Source organism: Bacteroidales bacterium, assembly GCA_022647615.1.
Lineage (GTDB): Bacteria > Bacteroidota > Bacteroidia > Bacteroidales > UBA932 > Egerieousia.
Map to the genome: position 1 here is coordinate 1,932,136 of JALCKZ010000001.1, position 23,285 is coordinate 1,955,420.

At 41.1% G+C, this 23,285-nt stretch carries 19 protein-coding genes; 15 read left to right on the plus strand and 4 right to left on the minus strand.

Annotation, left to right across the window (positions count from 1 at the left end; genetic code table 11):
• Nucleotides 1–12 precede the first annotated feature (12 nt).
• From LKM37_08410 to LKM37_08425, 4 genes are all read left to right on the plus strand, one after another.
• Entirely contained in the window at nt 13–1,980 is a 1,968-nt protein-coding gene (locus LKM37_08410) for an Ig-like domain-containing protein (GenBank protein ID MCI1721005.1), read from the plus strand.
• A 15-nt stretch (nt 1,981–1,995) separates the two neighbouring features.
• Nucleotides 1,996–2,865, plus strand: a complete 870-nt coding sequence (locus tag LKM37_08415; protein ID MCI1721006.1) for a PorT family protein — start codon at nt 1,996–1,998, stop codon at nt 2,863–2,865.
• Nucleotides 2,866–2,938: 73 nt separating this feature from the next.
• Nucleotides 2,939–4,042: a flavodoxin-dependent (E)-4-hydroxy-3-methylbut-2-enyl-diphosphate synthase gene (locus LKM37_08420; protein MCI1721007.1), complete on the plus strand. Its 1,104-nt coding sequence runs from the start codon at nt 2,939–2,941 to the stop codon at nt 4,040–4,042.
• Nucleotides 4,043–4,080: 38 nt separating this feature from the next.
• Nucleotides 4,081–4,440, plus strand: a complete 360-nt coding sequence (locus LKM37_08425) for a flavodoxin-dependent (E)-4-hydroxy-3-methylbut-2-enyl-diphosphate synthase (GenBank protein MCI1721008.1) — start codon at nt 4,081–4,083, stop codon at nt 4,438–4,440.
• Nucleotides 4,441–4,562: 122 nt separating this feature from the next.
• Here the strand turns inward: LKM37_08425 and LKM37_08430 are convergent, their stop codons facing one another.
• Nucleotides 4,563–5,711: a lysine exporter LysO family protein gene (locus LKM37_08430; GenBank protein ID MCI1721009.1), complete on the minus strand. Its 1,149-nt coding sequence runs from the start codon at nt 5,709–5,711 to the stop codon at nt 4,563–4,565.
• A gap of 224 nt (nt 5,712–5,935) precedes the next feature.
• On the opposite strand from LKM37_08430, the gene LKM37_08435 reads away from it, so the two are divergent.
• The 3 genes from LKM37_08435 (at nt 5,936) to carB (ending at nt 12,241) form a co-directional block, all read left to right on the plus strand.
• On the plus strand, nt 5,936–7,696 hold the full coding sequence (locus LKM37_08435) for a C69 family dipeptidase (protein ID MCI1721010.1): 1,761 nt from the start codon (nt 5,936–5,938) through the stop codon (nt 7,694–7,696).
• A gap of 155 nt (nt 7,697–7,851) precedes the next feature.
• Nucleotides 7,852–8,928, plus strand: coding sequence for a glutamine-hydrolyzing carbamoyl-phosphate synthase small subunit (gene carA / locus LKM37_08440; GenBank protein ID MCI1721011.1), 1,077 nt, complete (start codon nt 7,852–7,854; stop codon nt 8,926–8,928).
• Between the two features lie 58 nt (nt 8,929–8,986).
• A complete protein-coding gene (gene carB / locus LKM37_08445; protein MCI1721012.1) occupies nt 8,987–12,241 on the plus strand; it encodes a carbamoyl-phosphate synthase (glutamine-hydrolyzing) large subunit in 3,255 nt (1,084 codons plus the stop codon).
• Between the two features lie 33 nt (nt 12,242–12,274).
• Here the strand turns inward: carB and LKM37_08450 are convergent, their stop codons facing one another.
• Nucleotides 12,275–13,255, minus strand: coding sequence for a DMT family transporter (locus LKM37_08450; GenBank protein MCI1721013.1), 981 nt, complete (start codon nt 13,253–13,255; stop codon nt 12,275–12,277).
• A gap of 144 nt (nt 13,256–13,399) precedes the next feature.
• On the opposite strand from LKM37_08450, the gene LKM37_08455 reads away from it, so the two are divergent.
• Nucleotides 13,400–14,377: a calcium/sodium antiporter gene (locus LKM37_08455; protein ID MCI1721014.1), complete on the plus strand. Its 978-nt coding sequence runs from the start codon at nt 13,400–13,402 to the stop codon at nt 14,375–14,377.
• Between the two features lie 156 nt (nt 14,378–14,533).
• Here the strand turns inward: LKM37_08455 and rmuC are convergent, their stop codons facing one another.
• Nucleotides 14,534–15,829 carry a DNA recombination protein RmuC gene (gene rmuC, locus LKM37_08460; protein MCI1721015.1) on the minus strand — a complete coding sequence of 432 codons (1,296 nt, stop codon included), beginning with the start codon at nt 15,827–15,829 and terminating at the stop codon, nt 14,534–14,536.
• A 111-nt stretch (nt 15,830–15,940) separates the two neighbouring features.
• Between rmuC and LKM37_08465 the strand changes: the two genes are divergently transcribed.
• From LKM37_08465 to LKM37_08495, 7 genes are read left to right on the plus strand one after another with little or no spacing between them, the layout of a single operon-like run.
• Nucleotides 15,941–16,480, plus strand: a complete 540-nt coding sequence (locus tag LKM37_08465) for a MarR family transcriptional regulator (protein MCI1721016.1) — start codon at nt 15,941–15,943, stop codon at nt 16,478–16,480.
• Between the two features lie 21 nt (nt 16,481–16,501).
• Entirely contained in the window at nt 16,502–17,197 is a 696-nt protein-coding gene (locus tag LKM37_08470; GenBank protein ID MCI1721017.1) for a 4Fe-4S dicluster domain-containing protein, read from the plus strand.
• An 11-nt stretch (nt 17,198–17,208) separates the two neighbouring features.
• Nucleotides 17,209–18,273, plus strand: a complete 1,065-nt coding sequence (locus LKM37_08475) for a heterodisulfide reductase subunit B (protein ID MCI1721018.1) — start codon at nt 17,209–17,211, stop codon at nt 18,271–18,273.
• A gap of 48 nt (nt 18,274–18,321) precedes the next feature.
• A complete protein-coding gene (locus LKM37_08480; protein MCI1721019.1) occupies nt 18,322–19,347 on the plus strand; it encodes an FAD-dependent oxidoreductase in 1,026 nt (341 codons plus the stop codon).
• Nucleotides 19,344–19,673, plus strand: a complete 330-nt coding sequence (locus LKM37_08485; GenBank protein MCI1721020.1) for a 4Fe-4S dicluster domain-containing protein — start codon at nt 19,344–19,346, stop codon at nt 19,671–19,673. Before LKM37_08480 ends, LKM37_08485 begins: the two co-directional genes overlap by 4 nt.
• Nucleotides 19,670–21,628 carry a (Fe-S)-binding protein gene (locus tag LKM37_08490; GenBank protein MCI1721021.1) on the plus strand — a complete coding sequence of 653 codons (1,959 nt, stop codon included), beginning with the start codon at nt 19,670–19,672 and terminating at the stop codon, nt 21,626–21,628. Before LKM37_08485 ends, LKM37_08490 begins: the two co-directional genes overlap by 4 nt.
• Nucleotides 21,629–21,676: 48 nt before the next feature.
• Nucleotides 21,677–22,966: a cysteate synthase gene (locus LKM37_08495; GenBank protein MCI1721022.1), complete on the plus strand. Its 1,290-nt coding sequence runs from the start codon at nt 21,677–21,679 to the stop codon at nt 22,964–22,966.
• A 55-nt stretch (nt 22,967–23,021) separates the two neighbouring features.
• On the opposite strand, the gene LKM37_08500 is transcribed toward LKM37_08495, so the two are convergent.
• Entirely contained in the window at nt 23,022–23,225 is a 204-nt protein-coding gene (locus LKM37_08500) for a lipoprotein (protein ID MCI1721023.1), read from the minus strand.
• Between the last annotated feature and the right edge of the window lie 60 nt (nt 23,226–23,285).

Sequence of the window (23,285 nt, forward strand, 5' to 3'; positions counted from 1 at the left end):
GAAACGATAATTATGGGAAAAAGTATTTATAAGAGACCTGGAATGAATGTTTATAAAAAACTGGGAAGAGTGCTTAAAGCGGCAGTTTTTGCAGCAATCGCTGTTGCATATTGCCTTCATTCAGAGGGATGTGCTAACACCAGCCGCGGCCCCAGCGGAGGCCCAAAAGATACTATTCCGCCTGTCATTGTCGGCAGAATTCCTGATACCAATCTTACAAACTTCCCTATTGTCAAGGGTAAGATACTTATTGATTTTGATGAGTACGTGCAGCTGAAAGATGCTAATAATGAAGTCATTGTCTCTCCTCCAATGAAGAAGAAGCCTACTATCAAAATAAAAAAGAAAGGCGTTCTTGTTATTTTCCCTGATAGTCTTAAGCAAAATCAGACATATTCAATCAATTTTGGCAATGCAATTTCTGATATCAATGAGAACAATCCTTTCCCAAATTATGTTTACACATTCTCAACGGGAAAATTCCTGGACTCTCTGATTATCAGCGGGACAGTAATGGATTACGAGTCTTTGCTCCCAATGAAAGGGATAACTATCGGAGCCTATATAAATCCAAAAGATTCATCCGTTATGAAGGAGATGCCCGTAGCTGCGGCAAGAACAGATGACTGGGGGTACTTCTGTTTAAGAGGCTTAAAGAAGGCTCCATACACTATATATGCATTCAAAGATGCTAATAACAACAGTCTGTATGACGCTGGAAGCGAGCTTGTTGGATTCTGCGATTCTACAATTGTTCCAAAACTGGCCGCAAGAAAAGGAATGCCGCAGACTGCGCAGATTAAGATGAAAGATACGCTGGGATGCCTTAGCAGACCTAGTGAAACAGATATCTACTTGTTTAAAGAAGTATCTCATAATCAATACGTTTCAAACTACGGAAGAACTGCTGAAAGAGCTGCATTTGTAAAATTCAATGCTCCGGGAGCACAAATAGATACCTTTATTGTGAAAGGCGTTTACAACGATAAGCTGATTAAGCAATTTAATGCCAAAGGAGATTCCCTGAGCTTCTGGATAAATGAGAGAAGAAGATTGGCAGATACACTGTCGCTGAGGATAAACTACTATAAAACAGACTCTTTAGGCAAACTAAAACCTTCCGGAGAGACTTTGAAACTTGTAGTTCCAAAGGAAAAAAAGAAGGACAACAAGAGCAAGAACAACGGATTTGACAATCAAAATTATGGTAATGGAAGGAACGGACTTGGGCAGAGCAGATACGGACAAAACAACAATAAGCGAAATCAAAATAACCGGCAAAACAAAAAGACCAACACTCCTCAAGAAAAGCAAGAACGCAAGGATTTGCTTAAAATGGAGATGAATGTTAAGCCGGAAACTGTTGAGAGTGAAGGATATTCGTTTACATTCCCGGCACCGCTGATTAAGAGCGATTATGAAAAAATTCGCATGACATGCACTACCCCAAGGAGGATTACCACAAATGTAAAGTTCACATTTACAAGGGATACTGCAGACGTGCTGAGCTACAAGCTGCAGGCAGATGAGCCATACAAGGTTGGAAATGATTACGATATAATTATTCCAAAGGGAATCTTCATGGATATTAACGGCTTCACAAATGACTCTACAGAGAAAAAAATATCGCTCCCGACTGATGATAAATTAAGCTCCATAACATTGGAAATCAAGAACACGCACGGCGGGAGATATCTTGTAGAGATGGTAAATGAGAAACGTGACAAGGTATATTCAAAATACGCTATTCATTCAGATTGCAGCCTTCTGTTCCCTTACTTGCAAACAGGCAATTATTCATTTAGAATAACTGAAGATAAGAACGGAAATGGACGTCTGGACATTGGTTCTATCTTGGAAAAGAAAGAGCCGGAAAAGGCAAGATTGCTAAAACTGCCTAATGGCAAGACAATTATAAAGGTTAACGAGCGCACAGATTTAACGCAGGAAGTAAATCTTGATGCAATTTTCAAGAAATAAACCCAGGTTTAAGAAATGAGGATTTTTAAAGATATATTATTTAAGAGCGGATTGATTGCGGCAGCAGCTTTTTTGCTTACGGCAATTCCAACGCACGCGCAAGTTGTTGACACAACTGATATTATGAAGGAGTTTGATGAGAATTCCTTCAGAAATGCCGCCCCTATAAAAAAAATTAAGGACAGTTCAGTATTATTCCAGCACTTGATTGGTATAAAGGCCGGGTATGCAATGAACAATGTCTTCTTTAGTCAATCCTTTGATCATAAAGCGCTTACATCAGCCAAAAACTTTGGTATCTATTATACATACTATCACTCTTTGTGGAATTCCATTCATCTTTTTGGCGTAGAGACAGGATTACAGTACACGGAAAAAGGCTATAAATCTGTAAGTTATACAGAACCTGACACCGTTAAAAACAGGAAAGGAACGGAGGGAAGCGAGCGACTTCAGTGCATAGAAATTCCTTTTGTTTCACAATTCCACGTTGACTTTTGGAAGATGAGGTTGCTGGCAAACTTTGGAGGCTTTGTTTCATATACAAAGTCAGCCTCTTTTTCCTCTAATGTTCCCGACAGTATCTCATCCACTTATCGCAAATTTGGATACGGTTTTATTGTTGGAGGCGGCATTGCGTTAATATTCAAACCAATAGAAATACATTTAGAAGTCAATTACAAGTACACTTTAAGCAATTTGTATGACCAAAAATCCTTCTATACTGATACTTGGGTATCAACGCATCCCAACCAGCTTATCTTCAATGTTGGACTTTTCTATAGGTTAGGCAAACCATACGGCAGCAGAACATATCAGGCGGCAAAAAAGACAAAAGCAAAGAAAAAGTCTGATATTGAGTTTATTGGGAAATCATCAAAATAAATAAGATTAGGTTGGAAAGTAAATTTTTCTGGCAATATCATTTGATGAGATTGAATAAGATACTGTTTACAAGATGAAAAGAATAAGCGCAAATGTCAAAGGACTAGTTATTGGAGGCGGCTCCCCTATTGTTGTACAAACGATGTGCAATACTCATACTCAGGATGTTGAGGCATCAATTGCGCAGTGCAAGGATATGGTTGCAGCCGGTGCTCAAATGATAAGACTTACTACACAGGGGTTGGATGAAGTTAAGGCCCTGAAGATTATAAAGGAGAAACTGCATGCTTCCGGTATCTGCGTACCATTAGTTGCTGATGTGCACTTTAATTCCGACGTTGCCATAGCGGCAGCTCAAGTAGCTGATAAAGTGAGGATTAACCCTGGCAACTTTGCTCAAGTTCACAAGGATGCGGCAGTACAGTTTAAGAAGTTCCTGGAGGTTTGCAAAAAAAATGACACTGCAGTGCGCATTGGTCTTAACCACGGCTCACTAGGAGAGGAAATTGTTAGCAGGTTCGGCAACACTCCCCTTGGAATGAAAGAGGCTGTAATGCAGTGGCTATCAATGTGTAAAGAGAATGACTTTTACAATATCGTTGTCTCCTTAAAGGCAAGCAATACTGTCGTGATGACAGAAGCATATAGGCTGCTTTACAAAGCCATGATGGATGATGGAGTGGTATTTCCTCTGCATCTGGGGGTTACAGAGGCAGGAAATGGAGACCAAGGCCGCATAAAATCTGCAGTCGGTATCGGAGCACTTCTAAGAGATAAAATTGGAGACACCATAAGAGTCTCACTAACAGAGAATCCCGTAAATGAAATTCCCGCCGGCAGGACAATTGCAGAATTTTTTGAAAGCGGAGAAAATGAAATCCTGCTAGAAAGCGTAATGGCCCAAATCCGCAGCGGCTCATCAAAACCGGAGGCAATAATTTCCGTAAACCCGTCCTGGGCCCGCTCGGCTGCCGACAGCAACAACAGCAACTGCAACAACAACACTGCAGCAGCAACTGCAGCAGCAACTGCAGCAACAACTATTTGCAGGATGCTTGGAATGAATTCATTATCAAAGCATCATGCCTATTTGGCCCTCTATTGCTGGACAAACAAATTGATGATTTTGATGCCGTTCCCAACTCATTGCATCATGCACACAATGAGCATGACATGAACATGAGCATGAACATGGAGCATGAGCATAATGCTGAAATGAAAAAAATATTTTCCTCAGAAAGACTTGCTGAATTCAAGGATAATCTTTTACAAGCATCACGCCGCAAATTCACTCATCCTGAATACATTGCATGCCCAGGTTGCGGACGCACACAATACAATCTAGAGCAAACATTCAATGAAGTAAAGCGCAGAACGGCTCACCTTAAAGGACTTAAGATTGCCGTAATGGGCTGCATTGTAAACGGTCCCGGCGAGATGGCAGATGCAGATTACGGCTATGTAGGACAAGGCGGTCACAAAGTGACCATATACAAAGGCAAAACACCTGTGCTTAAATCAGTTCCGGAAGATGAGGCCATTGATGCATTGCTTAAAATTATTCATAGCCTTTAAAAAAGTTATTCATCACATTATCAATGTATTACAATGGCACGTTGGGCTTTTTTATGCGCAACGCAACCTTGTAATCATCATATAATTAAGCAATTAACATTTTTAAAGGCGATAAAAATCGTCTATAAACTCAGCAGCACTGCAAGCAGCACAGGTACGGCAACGTTAAAGACTAGACCTGAGTAAATTGCAACGGGGAACATTGCATTGCCGTCATTTTTAAGCATTATTGGAAGTGTTGTATCTGTGATTGTTGCACCGCCGGCTGATGTAATGGCGTACTTGCCAAAGTACTTGTGAATAAGCGGTCCGCAAAGGATAGTTATGAATTCTCGCAACAAATTGGCAAGCAAAGCAATGGACCCCATCTCAGCGCCCCACGCTTCACTAACCATAATGCCGGTCAGGGAGTAATATCCTAACCCTGAATTAATTGTAATTGCATTCAAAAAGGAAAAATGCCCTGCACTTGCAGCAGCGGCACCAGCAGCACCACCACCAGCAGCACTTGCAGTACTTGCACTGACAGCACTTGCAGCCACATCTGCGCCGCTAACGCCCAAATGGCATAAGTAAATGATTACAAAGGCAATAGCGGAACCAATCAGCATGCCGCCATAAGTAATAACAGGTGTGAAAAGGACCCTTGCCCTTAAATGCCTGACAGTTGAAAAAATTGTATCATCAATTCCAATGTTCACTCCCACAAGCAATAACAAAAGGTAGAGCACATAATTTGAATAAGTAGAAAAATCCAAAGCAAGCCAGCTGTCGGGAAGAACATGAAAAGCAGCCAGCAAAATTCCCAAAATAAACGCCCCAACTATAATAAAGCTGTCCCTCATACTTCCCTTGTTATCAGATTGTTGCGCCGCACTTTCAGATTTCTGTGCAGTCACATCTTGCTCAGCTAATCCATTCTCATCGGCTAAAGAATTTCCAGCATCAGGATTCTCAGCTACAGATTTCTCCACAACAGGGCATTCAGCAACCCGCCGTGCAGTCCCTTTTCCACCGTCCATCCACTTGGTAAACAGCTTAGTAGCAAACAATGAACCGCCCAGCGCAAAAACAACCAGTATCACTGATATCAAACCGATATTTGATATGCTCTTTATTAGATTTTCATTAGTACCTGTGCGCAAGCCCATTACAAAGAGCAATAAACATACGGTAACCATTATGGCCGGAATTAGGGATGTGTGAAACTTCCTTCTAATCAGCCATCCCAGCAAAATGCCGGCCGCTAATATTATAAGTCCTATAAACATAAATCTCTCCGCAAATAGCGCGTTTAATAAATATCTCCTCTCAAACAGCACATTTCATACATTGTCACCCCCGCAAACGGCAGGCATAACATAATACCTGCGCTACAAGCTCCAAAATTAATCTTTTTCTATACCTTTGCAAAAGCGGTGGCATATTTTGCATATAGCCGGATGTTGCCATTGCTATCTAAATTATGCTAAATTTTTAACACACTTACACTAATATGAAACACTATTCCCATCAATTTTTCTTAAGAGGAGCAGTTGCTGCATTTATGATATTCGCAACTACAACTCTTTCATTTTCACAACCATATAGTGCCGGTTACAAGTTTAATTCAGGCAATGGAATCAGCGCACAGGGCAAAGGCACCATCACTGCCGGGCAGAGCACGGAGGCCTATAGTCCTTTTGATAGAATTAATCCCGACAGTCCATATTATAATAGAGATGAGGAGGGACATTTGTATGGCTGCACAGCTATGCTGGTGGGCAGAAAAGCAAGCACAGACGGTTCTGTAATGACCTCACACTCATGTGATTCCAACTACAGAACTTGGGTTACAATGGAGCCGGAAAAGACAGCAAAGCCAGGCGATATGGAGGAAATCAGGTGGGGACTGCTTCACACAGAAGAGCCTTACGATATGCGCGGAGTAACTGTAAAAGGCTCTATACCAACAGTTGAGAACACTTATTCATATTTAAATACTGCATATCCTTGCATGAATGAGAAGCAACTTGCTATGGGAGAGTCAACTACGGAGGGAAAAGAAGAACTTGTAAATCACAACGGTTTATTCCTGATTGAAGAGCTTGAAAGAATAGCACTTCAAAGATGTGATAATGCAAGAAATGCAATTAGATTAATGGGCTCGCTTGCAGAGCAATACGGTTTTGGTGATTGGGGAGAATGCCTTACTGTTATTGATAAAAATGAAGCGTGGCAATTTGAAATTTACGGAACAGGCAAGAGCGGCAAAAAACCGGGAGCGCTTTGGGTTGCAGAAAGAGTTCCGGATGATGAGGTTGCAATAAACGGAAACGTTCCAAGAATTGGTGTTGTAGATTTTAATAATCCCGATAAATTCATGTATGCCAAGGATATAAAGGAGAGGACAAAAGAGCTTAAACTGTGGGACGGCAAATCTCCTTTCAAATTTTATCCGATGGTTACTACCTACAAGAAAAATTTCATGTGGAGAGAATACTTCATTCTTAATAAGTTAGCTCCTTCTCTTGGTCTTAAATATTCAGATGAAGAGATGCCTTTCTCTGTTAAGCCTGACAACAAAGTATCTCCGGAAATGATGTTTTCTTTCTACAGAGAAACATACGACGGAACTGATTTTGACCAAGTTAAATACTTAAAAATACCTGTCGAGAGGAAAAAAATGGTAGAAGGCAAAGAGGTCAAATACACAGATTCCATCTGCCCTGTCTCTACATTTATGCCAAGCAACATGAGGAACTTGCTTAACCAGCTTAAACCGGGATGTGCTCCGAGAATAAGAACAGTAGCTGTTATACAATGCTCATATTCACATGTTATCAGGCTGCGCAACTGGCTGCCGGATGAGGTTGGAGGAGTTGCATATTTTGCATTTGATAATCCTGCTGAAAGCCCGCGTATTCCAATTTATGCCGGAGAGACAAAACTACCTAAGGGGTTTGACATCTGCGGACAGAAGAGGTACAGAACAGATGCTGCAATTTGGTCATTTAGAGAGACTAATAGAATAGCAACTATTAACTGGGATGTAACGAAGGAGACCATACGCAATAAGGCTGCGGAATACGAGAAGAAAATGATGGATGAGACTCCTGATGTTGAGAGGAGAGCTGAACAGCTTATCAAAGTTGGAAAGAAAGATGAGGCAATAAAATTGCTTGAAGGTTATACACAGGAGATTACAGCATCTGAAGAGAGAACCTGGCAAGATATGAAGGCAGATTTCTGGACAATTTTTGCCAGAGCTTTGTAATCCCAATCTGAAGGTTCGTTTGCCCGAGAATGACCGGCAACGTTTGACAGAGCGTTAATTTGTTGATAAAAGGTGTGTAACAAAGTTTGCTATAAGATGCTATTTAAGTAAATTTGCGCTTATAGAAATAGCATACTTTTCTTCTTCATAAAATGATGCAATCAGAGAAAAAAATAAAATTAGTCTTAGAGAATGGCCTTGAGTTTCAAGGCTATTCTTTTGGGTATGAGGCCTCAACTGACGGAGAGGTTGTATTCAATACCGCAATGGTAGGATATCCGGAGAGTTTGACCGACCCTTCTTATTCCGGTCAGATTCTTTGTTTAACCTACCCTATTATAGGTAATTACGGCGTTCCGGAAGAATCTTTGGAAGACGGTATCTCCAAGGTGTTTGAATCAACTAAAATTCATGTACGCGGCCTTGTTATCTCCTATTATTCCCCTACTTTCAGCCACTGGGATGCGGTAAAATCTTTGGATACATGGCTTAAGGAGAACAAGGTTCCCGGAATTTACGGCATTGATACAAGGGAGCTTACAAAGATATTGAGAGAGAAGGGAACAATGCTCGGAAGAATTGTTCCGGCATCATGCAGAAAGTATGAAAAAATCCATGACCCAAATCTGGATAACCAAGTTGATATTGTAAGCTGCAAAGAACCAATTGTTTACAATAAGGGAAAGAAGAAAAAGATAGTGCTTGTGGACTGCGGCGTCAAGAACAACATCCTAAGATGTTTTGTTAAGAGAAATGTAGAGATTACAAGAGTTCCGTGGAATTATGATTTCAATAAATTAAAATGGGATGGTTTGTTTATATCAAATGGTCCCGGAGATCCTAATTTGTGCGTGGAAACCGTTGAGAATATTAAAGTTGCAATGAAGACGGGTAAGCCGATTTTTGGAATTTGCATGGGAAATCAGTTGCTTGCCAAGGCCGGAGGAGCAAAGGTATACAAGTTAAAGTACGGGCATAGAAGTCATAACCAGCCGGTTAGACTGGCCGGCAGCGACCGGTGCTTTGTAACATCTCAGAATCACGGTTTTGCAGTTGACGGAAAAACACTTGGCAAGGATTGGGAGCCGTTGTTTGTGAATATGAATGACGGAACTAATGAGGGAATCAGACATAAGACAAAGCCATTCTTCTCTTCTCAGTTCCATCCGGAGGCTTCAAGCGGACCTACCGATACCGAATTTCTATTTGATGAATTTGTTAAAATGCTATAACACCATGACAGACAAGAAGATGAATATAGAGAACAGCTTAATGAAAAAATCTGTCGGGATGAAAAAGAAAGTAAGCGGCAAGACGGCAGAAGAAGAGAGAAAAAAAATAAAGAAAGTACTTGTGCTTGGTTCCGGAGCTCTTAAAATTGGAGAGGCCGGAGAGTTTGACTACTCTGGTTCTCAAGCTCTTAAAGCATTGAAAGAGGAGCACATAGAGACGGTTCTTATTAATCCTAATATCGCGACAGTTCAGACTTCAGACGGGATTGCAGATAAAATTTATTTCCTGCCAGTAACGCCATACTTTGTAACAAGGGTTATTGAAAAGGAGAAACCGCAGGGAATCCTGCTTGCCTTTGGCGGTCAGACTGCGCTAAACTGCGGAGTGGAACTTAACCGCCAGGGCGTGCTAAAACGTTTTCACGTTAAGGTGTTAGGCACTCCTGTTCAGGCAATTATGGACACGGAGGACCGTGAACTTTTTGTAGAAAAGCTTGCGGAGATTGGAGTAAAGACTATCAAGAGCCACGCTGTGGAAAATATTGATGATGCGCTAAGTGCTGCTAATGAGCTTGGTTATCCGGTGATTATCAGAGCGGCATACGCACTAGGAGGTTTAGGCAGCGGTTTCTGCAATAATGATGAAGAGCTTAAAAAACTTACCGCAAAAGCATTTACATTCTCTCCCCAAGTCCTTGTGGAGAAATCTTTGAAAGGCTGGAAAGAGATTGAATATGAGGTAGTAAGAGACCAGTTTGATAATTGTATTACGGTCTGCAACATGGAGAATTTTGACCCTCTTGGCATCCATACCGGTGAGAGCATTGTTGTAGCTCCATCTCAGACCCTTAGCAATTATGAATATTTTTGGCTGAGAGAGATTGCAATTAAAATTGTAAGACACATTGGAATCATTGGAGAGTGCAACGTTCAGTATGCGTTTGACCCTCAAAGTGAAGATTATAGAGTCATTGAAGTTAATGCAAGACTTTCACGTTCTTCCGCACTTGCCTCAAAGGCAACAGGTTATCCGCTTGCATTTGTTGCAGCAAAATTAGGTTTGGGATACGGATTATATGATTTGAATAACTCCGTTACAAAGACAACTCCTGCATTTTTTGAGCCTGCGCTGGATTATATTGTCTGCAAAATTCCAAGATGGGATCTTTCTAAATTCCACCAAGTCAGCAGATTGATTGGAAGCAGCATGAAGTCCGTGGGAGAAGTTATGGCCATAGGCAGAAGTTTTGAGGAGGCTATTCAAAAGGGAATGAGGATGATAGGCAGAGGAGCGCACGGATTTGTGGCCAACAAGGAGATGCACGTTGATGATATTGACAAAGAGTTAAAGGAGCCTACCGATAGCCGTATCTTTGTGATATCCAAAGCATTTGAGGCAGGATATACCGTAGATCAAATTCACAAGGCAACAAAAATTGACAAATGGTTTTTGGACAGACTGGACAATATCTACTCTATAAGCAAAGAGGTTGAAAAGGCTGATAAGCTGGAAGATGTTGATAAGGAACTTATGCTAAGGGCAAAGAGCGCCGGATTCTCTGATTTCCAGATTGGCAGGCTTGTATATAAGGACAAAGTTGACCCGGATACATACACAACCGTTATAAGGAAATATAGAAAATCATTGGGCGTTGTTCCCGTTGTAAAACAGATAGATACGTTGGCCGCGGAGTTTCCTGCAAAGACAAATTATCTGTATCTTACATATAACGGCAAGTATAATGACATCAGGTATGAAAAGGATGGCAAGTCTGTAATTGTTTTAGGCTCAGGTGCGTATAGAATCGGCAGTTCCGTAGAGTTTGACTGGTGCAGCGTTAATTGCTTGAATACTATTAGAAAACGCGGATGGAGAGGAGTAATGATAAATTATAATCCGGAGACTGTTTCTACAGATTACGATATGTGCGACAGGCTCTATTTTGATGAGCTCACATTTGAGAGGGTAATGGATATTTATGACTTGGAGAAACCGCACGGAGTTGTCGTATCCGTAGGAGGACAAATTCCTAACAACCTTGCAATGAGACTAAATGACGAGCATGTTAAGTTGCTTGGCACATCCGCCCTATCTATAGACAATGCAGAAGACAGACACAAATTCTCTGCTATGCTGGACAAACTTGGCATCAATCAGCCAAGATGGAGCGAGCTTACCACTCTAGATGATATTCATAAGTTTGTAGATAAAGTTGGCTATCCGGTGCTTGTGCGTCCATCATACGTACTATCGGGAGCTGCAATGAATGTATGCTCTAATGACCATGAACTCAGGGAGTTCCTTAGACTTGCAGCGGAAGTGTCACAGAAGCACCCTGTCGTTGTAAGTGAGTTTATACAGCACGCAAAAGAGATAGAGTTTGATGCAGTTGCAAAGAAGGGAGAAATTATAGCTTACGCAATTTCTGAACATATTGAATTTGCCGGAGTCCATTCAGGTGATGCAACCATTCAATTTCCTCCGCAAAAGCTTTATGTAGAAACCGTTAGAAGGTTAAAGAAAATTTCCAGAAAGATTGCCGAAGCTCTTAAAATCAGCGGACCTTTCAATATTCAATATATGGCAAAGGAGAATGATATTCTTGTTATTGAGTGTAATCTTAGAGCCTCCAGAAGTTTCCCATTTGTCTCTAAAGTGCTTAAGATGAATCTTATAGAACTAGCAACGCGAGTAATGCTTGGTGAAGATGTCAAGGCCCCTGACAAGAGCGCATTTGATTTGGATTATGTTGGAATTAAAGCCTCTCAATTCTCATTCTCAAGATTGTTAAAAGCTGATCCGGTTCTGGGAGTTGACATGGCTTCCACCGGCGAGGTTGGATGCCTTGGGGACGATACCGCAGAAGCTATCTTAAAATCAATGATTTCAGTTGGTTATAAGATTCCCGGAAAGAGTCTTTTGCTATCTACCGGAGACGGCAAGCAAAAAGCTGAAATGCTTGAGGCGTGCAAGATTCTGTCCAAAAAAGGCTACACGCTTTATGCAACAGGCGGAACATACAGATACCTAAAGGATAACAATATACCGGCAACTCTTGTTTATTGGCCAAGTGAGAAAGGAATGCAGCCTCAAGCTACGGACCTGATTCAGAACAAGATGATTGATATGGTTGTTAACATCCCTAAGAATTTGACTCAGACTGAATTAGACAATGGCTACAAAGTGCGCAGAGCATCAGTAGACTTTAATATTCCGCTGCTTACAAATGCAAGGCTTGCAAGCGCATTTATTAATGCGTTCTGTACTATAAATGAGGACGATATACAGATTAAATCCTGGGACGAGTATTAGCAGCTTAATGAACTTAAGGTTAAGTTGCGTTCCCTACAAAAAAAACAACGCAACTCCCACAACGCTGATGCATGCTCCAAATATCTGACGCCCTGTCACTTTTCTATGATTGATAAAATGGTCCGGCAACAGTATTAATATTGGCACCGTTGAAAGTATTGTTGATACTACTGCGGCACTGATGTAGTTTAACGCTGCAAGTGAGAGAATCACGCCAATGTAAGAACCAATAAACGCTCCTAAACTGGAAAGTCCCGCAGATTTTCTATCGTGAAGAAAATTAAAAAAGCCTTTAAATCCTCCTCTGAAATAGACAAATATGATAAAACATACAACGGCCGCAAGCATTCTCATCATTGTGCCTGACATTGGTATATAAAAGCTGTTCTGAGATAGTTTAAAAATATTAGAAGATGGATCTGCGGTTTTCTTTAAAACTTCTATGCTGGACGCATAATCATCCATGCCTATTTTGCTGAAAACCACGCTGCTGCCCTGTCCAATTGCAGCTATTACAGCAAGGATGACACCGCGCACCGGAAATATAAGATGCGGACTGGAAGCTTTATTGTCCTCATGGTCAGACCTTTCAAAGATTGAAAATCCGATTCCAAACAGGGTCAGAATCATTCCTACCCCGGCAAGAGAAGAGAGCCTTTGTCCTAAAATCAGCCATCCCAATAATGCGGAAATTGGCGGTGAAAGGGTCATTATCAGCTGAGTATACCGTGCGGTGATTATTCCGTAAGCAGTAAAAGAACATATATCGCAAAGTACAAAACCGGCAATTCCTGATATGCACATCCAAGTCCAAGTTCTAAAATCTGCATACAGCGGCATAAAGCTGCCGCTCACAAAAAACAAGGTGGCGACCAGAAAAACTATGGCGACAATACCGCGTAACAGATTGACGTTCAGCACGCCTCCATTTTTAGTCGCATACTCAAAGATGAGAGAGGATGCGGTCCAAAGAACTGCAGTAAACAACGCTATTAATCCGCCTGTATATCCCATAATCTTAAAACAAAATACTTGCCGATGGCACACCGCTGGTATTGGAGCGCAAAGATAATTTAAAAAACCACAGCTTAATTTTTGTTTTCCCTTATATTTGCAGGAGTAAATATGAGAGGTTCATTATAAAAAAGCATAATTGAAATGGAGTATTTATATCTTGTTATAGGTCTGGTCCTTGTATTGGCGGGAGCAAATTATCTGGTAGATGGCGCAACTGCGGTTGCAAAAAGATTTGGGATTTCCGACATGGTTATAGGAATGACAATTGTCGGGATTGGAACTTCTACTCCAGAAATGGTAGTGAGCTTTATGGGGGCGGCACAAGGAAATGCAGATATTGCTGTCGGGAATATCGTAGGTTCTAACATTTGCAACATATTGTTAATCTTGGGAATAAGCGCACTTGTCTACCCTCTTGTACTTACCAGAAATAACATAATTAAAGACATCCCGTTTGTATTGCTTTCAACAGCAGCGCTTTGCGCCGTCGCATTAGACAAACAGATTAGCGGAGCGTCTGAAAACATTCTCTCTCTCGGTGACGGAATTGTTCTTCTCCTGTTCTTTGCAGTCTTTATGGTTTACTCTTTTCTAACTGCGCACAAGCCTGAACCAGAACAAGATAAAATTGCCAACCAGGAAGTGCCGCCGGTAAAAAAAGATAACAAATGGAAACGGACATGGCTCCCTATTTTGATGATTATCGGTGGGCTTGTTGTACTAATTGTTGGCGGAGATATATTTGTTAACGCAGCAACAAAAGTCGCAAAGATGCTTGGAGTTTCTGATGTAATTATTGCTGTCACGATAGTTGCCATTGGCACTAGCGTGCCGGAACTTGCAACATCCGTAATAGCAGCAGCCAAAAAGAATACAGGTCTTGCCCTTGGCAACGTAGTGGGTTCCAACATATTCAATGTATTTTTGATTTTGGGAGGCAGCGCATTGATAACACCGCTCAATCTTGGAAATTTTGGGATGATTAACTTTATTGCGCTTGGGGTTGCTACACTTGCATTGTTTATTTGCGCCTTTACTTTCCGCAAGCGTTATATTGACCGTACGGAGGGCGTTCTGTTCCTGCTAATGTACATTGCCTATATAATCAAAGGCTTCTAGAAAATCCTGTTAAGCCAGAGCGAAACTTTGCAAAATAGCAAGTCATTTGCAAAAGGTTGAGCGAGTGCGTTTCGTACGAGCAATGATTTTCTTCAGAAAATCATTAGCGAGAAGTAAGCCAGAGCGAAACTTTGCAAATGACTAGAATGCAAAAGTCTATTTATCTAGAAGATCATCTGATTGGTGATCATCAAGCTCAGAAACATCCTTAAGCTTGCGGTTAATCACATTAGTTCTGGTAGTTACAAGCGTATCAATATCATTGAGACCGCCCTGTATTTTCCCTTTTGCCTTCTCCAGCAAATCTCCAAATTTACCAAACTCAACCTTAACAGCACCTAATATATTCCAAACCTCATCCCCTCTCTTCTGAATTGCAAGTGTCTGGAAACCAACCTGGAAACTAGTAAGCAGCGCGGCAAGATTTGTCGGTCCGGCAATCATAACATCATACTCTCTCTGAACCTGATTTAGCAAATCATTGTCTCTTGCGACTTCTGCATAAAGTCCCTCAAAAGGCAGAAACATGATGCCAAATTTTGTAGTCTTTGGAACCTCTATGTATTTATCTTTAATGTCTTTAGCATTCTTTTTAATGACTGCGGAAAGCTCTTTTCTTGCAGCATCCACTCTATCTTTATCTGAACTTTCATAGGCTGCAATCAAGTGATCATAAGTATCTTGCGGAAATTTAGAATCTATCGGGACCCAAACAGTACCTCCGGCAGTACCGGGAAATTTAACTGCAAATTCCACAACCTCACCCTTCTCTTTTGTATGCACGTTTGCCTCATACTGTCCTGGCGCAAGGAACTGTTCCAGAAGCATTTTCAGCTGCACCTCACCTACTCCGCCGCGCATCTTAACATTGCTCAAAACCTTCTTAAGTCCGCCAACATCTTGGGCAAGAGTCTGCATTTCCCCCAGCCCTTTTTGGACATCCACTAGTTGCTTCCCGACAGTTTCAAAACTCTTTCCTATTCTGTCTGTGAGCGTTTTATCCAGCTTCTCCTCCACTGTCTGCCTCATCTTCTCCAATTTATCATTGGTATCATCAACCATCTTATTTTGAGTCTTGTCCAACGTTGCCAGTTTCTCCCTCTGCATATCTTCAAGCGACTTAAGCCTCTCCCCCTGGACCTTTTCCATACTTGCAAGCTGATTTTTCTGGTTTTCAGTAAGCAGTCCTACACCCCTATTAAAAGAATCATTAAAATCTTTTATTTTCTCAGCAATTTCCTGTCTCTGAGAATCTTGAGCACGGGTATAATCATCCTTGTTCTCTTTATGGAAATTCTGAATTGTTGTCATCAGATTTTGCATAAACTTATCATTCTCAGACATATATTTTGCAATAGTCTTCTTCTGCCCCACGGCAATATTTAATAATGCAATGATAGCTCCTGCCAAAATCACCACAACAATAATCATATAAGCTATGTTAATCTCCATAATTTCACACTTTAATTGTGGTAAAATTAAAAATGATTGGGGACTTTTGCAATAATCAAATCATATGCATATATTTGTCCCGCCAAATAGTAAAAGGTTTTACTATAAACTATGATACTTAATAAACAAGTCGGAGTATTTTTGAACTTGGTACACAATAAGTTCAAGCAATATGTCTCCTCTATTTTCCAGAGCCAGGGATTCAATATTACCCCAGAACAGTTCCTTGTTATGGACACTCTTTGGGATGAAGGCGTGCTTTCTCAGCAGCAAATTGCAGACATTATTATAAAGGATAAGAACTCTGTCGTAAAGCTTATAGACGGACTGGAAGAGAAAAAACTGGTAAAGAGAATTCCAAATTCAAAAGATAGAAGACAGAATCTTATTCAGGTAACCCCCTATGCAAAGAGCATTCAGCAAGAAGTTACCGAGCTTGCAATGGAAGCTGTTAATCTGATTATCAAAGAGATACCAAAGAAGCAAATGTACGATTTCATACAAGTGCTCTCTAAGATGGCAAGCAATATGAACACAGACGTTAATCTTAAAGAGCTTGCAAAAAGATTTCCTACCAAAGGGACAGATCAGATAAAGGAGATTAAGTCCGGGCTTGACAAGGTTAGACCGGATTTTGACAAAATCAAGTAATAAAGTAATAATCAAGTATATATGGGAAAGTTATACGACAGATTGATGAAGGACTACAGGATTAAGGAGGGTTTGAACGCCTGCATCAATTGTGGCACATGTACGGCTATCTGCCCCGCCGCGGAGTTTTATAAGTATGATCCGCGACAGATTGTAGATATTGTACAGAGCCAGGATGACGCTGAAATTGAGAAGCTTCTAAAGAGCAATACAATTTGGTACTGCGGAGAATGCATGAGCTGCGTTACAAGATGCCCGCGTAAAAATGCGCCGGGACTTGTTATTATGGCATTAAGAAGTCTCTCCATTGACATGGGGTATTTCATGGAATCAGAGAAAGGGAGACAGCAGTATGTTGTTTCTAAAGATTTGTGCGGCAATATATTAAACTATGGTTACTGCGTTTATCCAAGAACGTTCAAATATGCAACTCATAAAGAAGCGGGCAAAGTTTGGAAGTGGGAGGAAGAGCACCTGGAAGATGTATATGAAAGACTTAACGCAAATTTAGACGGTCCCGGACCGGGCGCCGTAAGAAAAATTCCCCAGAAAGATTTGGATGAAATTAAGAGAATTTTTGATGTCACCGGAGGGACGGACAGAGTAAATGCCGTAAAAGCTGCCGCAGAGAAAAAGGCTAAGGAACTGGGACTTACGGAGGAGGAATACTTTAATAAAATATACACGGAGTGCAGCGATATTCATTTTAATCATTAGAAAAACTTTATATGATATACGAGGGCAAACAAAAAATATGGAGCGATTATCAGAAGGAAATTCCTGATGACCACTATTTCTATGTAAGAAGCTGCATACGCCAGGCATTCTTTCCTGCGAGCGAATGGGCTTTTCTGGATATTACAAGGAATAAATTAAATAAGGATATTTTTGAGACAGAGCATCATACAACGTGCGGCGGAATTGCCTATCACTCTGATGCAATCCCCCAGGAAACTGTCATGACAATTATTGCAAGACAATTTGCCCTGATGCACAAGTATGGTTATGAGAATTATGTCTGTTCCTGCATCACTTCATTCGGACTTTATTGCGAGACTTTGGAATCATGGAGAGAATTTCCTGACCTTCAGAATAAAATAGCTGAAAATCTTAAAAAGGCCACGGGACTGGATTTTGCAAAGCCAAAATTTCTTGTTCACGCCAGCGATCTTGTTTATAAATACAGAAATTTAATTGCCGCGCAAGCCAAATTTAAACTTGTAGATAAGGAAACCGGCAAGCCGCTGAGAGTGGTGGAACACATTGGTTGTCACTATTCTAAGATGTTTCCGTCTAAAGGCGTTGGAGGCGCGGAATATCCTTATGTTCTTGCCGGAATGGTTGAAGCATGGGGTGGAGAAGTTGTGGATTATCCTGAACGCAGGCACTGCTGCGGTTTTGGTTTCCGTCAATATTTTGTTCAGAGCAACAGAGGGTATTCCCTTGCAAACACTCATAAAAAATTTGAGAGCATGGAGCCGTACAAACCTGATATGATAATTACAAACTGCCCGGGCTGCCCCTATTTCATGGACCGCTGGCAGTATGTAATAGCTGAAACACAGGGAAAAACATACGGACAGAACGGACACGGAATTCCCGTATTTACTTATGAGGAAGTGGCAGGACTTGTATTAGGTTATGACCCTTGGGATTTGGGACTGCAAACGCATCAGATTGGACCTGAGCCAGTTCTGGATAAAATGGGAATCCCATATGACCCTGCAAAAAAATATCTTGGGAAGAACGGAAAGGACATTGGCAAGCCGGATTATGTTGAATGTATCAAATAAAATATCTGTCGCGACAGAAATATAAAAGCTGAAAAACACTTAAAATCAATGAATAACAACGTACTGATTATTGGCGGAGGTCCAGCCGGACTAGAGGCGGCATCACAACTTCAAAGGCTTGGCTATAATACAATACTCATAGAGAAAACAGATAAGCTTGGGGGACACCTTGCAAAATGGGATAGATTATTCCCAACCAGCCAGCCGGCTAAAGAAGTGCTGGACACGCTGTTGCAAAATATTAACGGGGTGAAGTGTTTCCTGAATACAGACGTAAATTCCATTAACGTGCTGGACAAATCGTACAATGTAATTCTATCAAACGGAATCACAGTTTTGGCTGATGCTGTTCTTATGGCTAGCGGTTTTGACCTGTTTAAAGCGGAGAAAAAAGAGGAGTACGGATATGGAATATATGACCATGTAATAACAAACGCCGATTTGGAACAATACTATAAAACCAAGTATGACAGCAGGATACAGAACCCAAAAAGGATAGGATTTGTTCATTGCGTAGGTTCCAGAGATGAAAAAGCAGGCAATCTTGCATGCTCAAAAGTTTGTTGCGCAACGGCAGTAAAACAGGCATGCGAAATTAAGCAGGAATTTCCTGAGGCAGAAGTTTATTGTTTCTACATGGACCTTAGAATGTTTGGAAGAAATTATGAAGACTTATACCTAAAGGCTCAAAAACAATATGATGTCAGATTTATAAGAGGCAGAGTTTCAGAGGTTTCAGAGCAACAAGATAAAACGCTTATAGTAAAGGCGGAAGATACGTTAAGCAGCAAGCCGATAAAAATCACTTTAGATTTGCTTGTCCTTATGGCGGGAATTAGACCTTCTGCAGCAGGTGAAAGAATTGGCAATTTGCTGCAATTAAGCAAAGAGGATGATGAATTTTTTACAACAAAAGATTCTGTTTACTCATTGCAAAAGAGCAACTTGCATGGTTTATTCTTTGCCGGAGCCTGTACTGGTCCAAAGACAATTCCCGATACTTTGCATGAAGCACGCAGCGCGGCTTTGGAAATTCACGAATACCTGGTCAAAAATTTTTCAGATAAAAAATGATAGATTTTGGATACTCAGTTAACCCAAGTTCCAGAATCAATCTGGATAATTTTGACAGGGTTAAGTTTAACAAACTAATTGATATAGAGCCTGATGTAAAGAGATGCATGGCTTGCGGCTCATGCTGCGCCAGCTGCTCGGCAGGCAAGTACACCCCTACCAGCGTGCGCAGCGCAATTCTTGCCCTGCAAAACGGACTGCCGGAGAAAGCTCTAGATTATCTTAAGGGGTGCATGTTGTGCGGAAAATGTACAATGATTTGTCCCAGAGGCATTAACACCAGACACCTTATATTGTCAATTACTAAAATTTATTCTGCAAAATGAAATCTTTAGCATACATACTTCTGCAGAATATCTTGGCAGCTGCTGCAAGTCCAATTTCCAGGCAAGAAGTAATTGACAGATTACCAAATGAATACAGCAACTTTGTACTGCCGTTTATAATTGGAATGTCTTTTATTCTTATCTACCTTTTCATAGGAATGGTAAGGATTTTATATCATATTCCCGGTCCCGACAGAAAAAAACTTTTGATATCTCTCATCACCCCTATTACAATATGGCGCAACATCAGGGATTTAATCGGAGACTGCCTGCTGCACGTTAAAATTTGGAAGCGCAAGCCGCTGCTGGGATACATGCACTCGTCCATAGCATTTGGATGGTTCATGCTTATTGTACTGGGACACATAGAAGTAGCGCTGTTTGTGCCTAAGCACCTGGGCTCCATTTCCCACGGCTCTTTGTACTATCCAATCTTCTACAGATTTTTTGTATGGGTGAATCCCAATAACATAACATTGCGCGGTTCTTTCTTCTTTTTCCTGATGGATTTCTTCCTGCTTTACGTACTATCGGGAGTTGCACTGGCAATGTTTAAGAGAATAAAATCTATTGCGCTTGGAATGAGACACACTACGCATCCATCTCTGGCAGACCGGGTTGCGCTTTACTGTCTTTGGTCAATATTTCCGCTCAGACTTTTGGCGGAGAGTTTTACCGCAGATTTGAGCGGCGGAAGTTTTTTGACAAAGCCCATGAACATGCTGTTTACCAGCTTCTTTGGCAAAGGTCTAAACTTCATGCCAACATGGTGGGCATACTCAACGGCGCTGGGACTATTCTTCCTGGCAATGCCGTTCAGCCGTTACATGCACATTGTAACCGAGGCATTATTAATACTTTTCAGAAATGCAGGCCTGAAAGTTCGCAAGCCGAGAAAGGGTTTTGCAGAGGCTGAAATTTATTCTTGCTCCAGCTGCGGACTTTGCCTGGATGCATGCCCAATGAACGTCCAGAAAAAAAATCTTAAGTACTCTTCCGTATATTTTATAAGGTTCTTAAGACGTCACAACACAAAGAAAATAAACGCTATAGCGCAGAAGTGCCTGATGTGCGGAAAGTGCTATGCGCTGTGTCCGGTCAGCATAGACTCTCCAGCAATTCGCGTTGCGCAGAGAGCAACTTTTAACAATCCGCTGCCATATAATTACAATTATTTAAAAGATGCCTATCACGACAGTTCATCCAATTGCGCTGACGCTGATTGCGATGCAAAATCTGTCGGGAGTAAAAAAGGAGAGCCGGAAGTGATGTATTTTGCAGGCTGCATGAGCCATCTTACCCCTGTGATTATCAAGTCAATGAAGGCTGTTTTTGAAGCGGCCGGGACAAAGTATGTTTTTGCAGATGAAGATGGCGGCATTTGCTGCGGAAGGCCTCTTATGCTTGCCGGGAAATTTGACGCAGCAAAAGATGTAATTGAAGCAAATAAAAAAATGATAGAGGAGTCCGGATGTAAAAAACTTGTGCTGACCTGCCCTATCTGCTATAAGGTTTTTAGAGAGGAATACCATCTTAAAAACATAGAAATCCTGCACTACTCCCAATACATAGACGGACTTCTTAATCAGGGAATTTTAAGGGTCAAAAAGGGAGAGAAATCTCTTGTTTATCATGATCCTTGTGATTTAGGCAGAGGCAGCAAAATTTATGATGAGCCGCGCAGGATTCTGGAAAAAGTTGGAGAACTTAAAAAGGCTTCAAAAGAGAGGGATGAAAGTATATGCTGCGGAGGAAGCCTTGGAAGTCTTACCTTGGGATACAGAGACAGAGGCCAGGTTACAGAAGGCTCACTGGATTCTTTAATGGTCAATAATCCCGATGAGATTGTAACTGCCTGTCCTTTATGCTATAAGACGTTTGGAGAAAAGGCCTCCGCGCCTGTGAAAGATTTGGCTGAAATTGTTTGCGAGAATCTGGAAAAGAAAAGCAATTAGCGGAAACACTGCTGTAAATGAAAAATATAAAAATTAAAAAATATACTTATGGAAATTAAACCGACAGATTACAAATTGAGAAATTGCCTGACAGGCAGAGAGTTTGAAGATACAGGCTGGCTGCTTTCAGACCCTGAAGATTCTAAACCCTCAATGGTAAGAGCCATATATGGCAAAAAGAGAATAGAAGTTAAAGATGATTCTTACGGAATCTACAAATTTGCAGACTGGCTTCCAATACAAAGGATGCTGAAAGGCTCCTGTGCGCCATACACTTACAAGTGCAAAGCTCTTGCTGAGAAACTTGGATTAGGTAATCTTTATATTACTTTCTCAGGTTATTGGCCAGATAAAAAAGTGAGCATGAACACTTGTTCCTTTAAGGAGACGGAGGCATATTCAGTTTGTGCAAGACTGCCAAAAAATAATAAAAGAATATTGGTAGTTGCATCTGCGGGAAACACGGCAAGAGCATTTGCACAAGTTTGCTCAGATAATGAGATACCATTGGTAATTGCTATTCCTCAGGAGAATATGAAAGCTATGTGGTTTGAAAAACCGCTTAATAGCTGTGTGAAAATTATCTGTTCTCCAAACGGCAGCGATTATTTTGATGCCATTGCACTTGGAAATAAATTGGCAGGCGACAAAACGTTTTTGGAAGAAGGCGGTGCAAAAAATGTTGCAAGAAGAGACGGAATGGGAACTACAGTACTCTCTGCTGTCCAGGTTATTGGAAGAATTCCTGATGCATATTTTCAAGCTGTCGGGAGCGGAACAGGAACCATTGCAGCATATGAATCTAATTTACGATTGATAGAAGATGGAAGATTCGGTTCAAATATTATGAAACTTATACCATCTCAAAATATTCCGTTCACACCGATGTATGATGCATGGAAAGCGAATAGCCGTCCGCTTCTGCCATTTGATGAGGACAAGGAACGTTCTAAGGCTCTGCAGATTAAAGCCACCGTACTTTCTAACAGAAAGCCGCCTTATTCTGTTCCCGGAGGATTATATGATGCATTAAAGGCAAGCAATGGAAGCTTTGAAGCAGCTACTAATGAAGAACTTACAGCAGCATGTCAGATGTTTGAGGAGCTTGAGGGGATAGATATTTATTCTGCTGCAGGAGTTGCAGTTGTGAGCCTGGAAAAAGCGCTGAAAAATGGCGAAATTTCAAGAGATGCCGTTGTAATGCTCAATGTTACAGGTGGCGGGGAGAAACTCTTTAAAAAGCACTTTAATTACGTTAATGCGCAGCCTAATCTTGTGATGAGTCCGGATGATGATGCCGCCAAGGTTATTTCTGCAGTTCGTAATCTGTTTGAATAAGGCAAAAAAAAAGGACGGCCAAAAGGTCGTCCTTATTTTTTGCTTAATGCTGTAATTATTTAACAGCAGCTTTAGCAGCAGCAGCAACTGTATCAACAGCAGCTTTAGCTGTAGTATCAGCAGCAGCAGCAGTAGAATCAACTGCAGTAGCAACCTCAACAGCTGTAGAATCAACAGCCTCTGTGTTCTCTTCAGCACCCTTGTTTCCGCAAGCTGCAAATGCAAGAGCAGCAACAGCGATCAATAAAACCTTTTTCATAATAATTTAAAATTTAAAATTTAATTAATTGGTTAATCTTTTTATCACGGACTTTCGTCA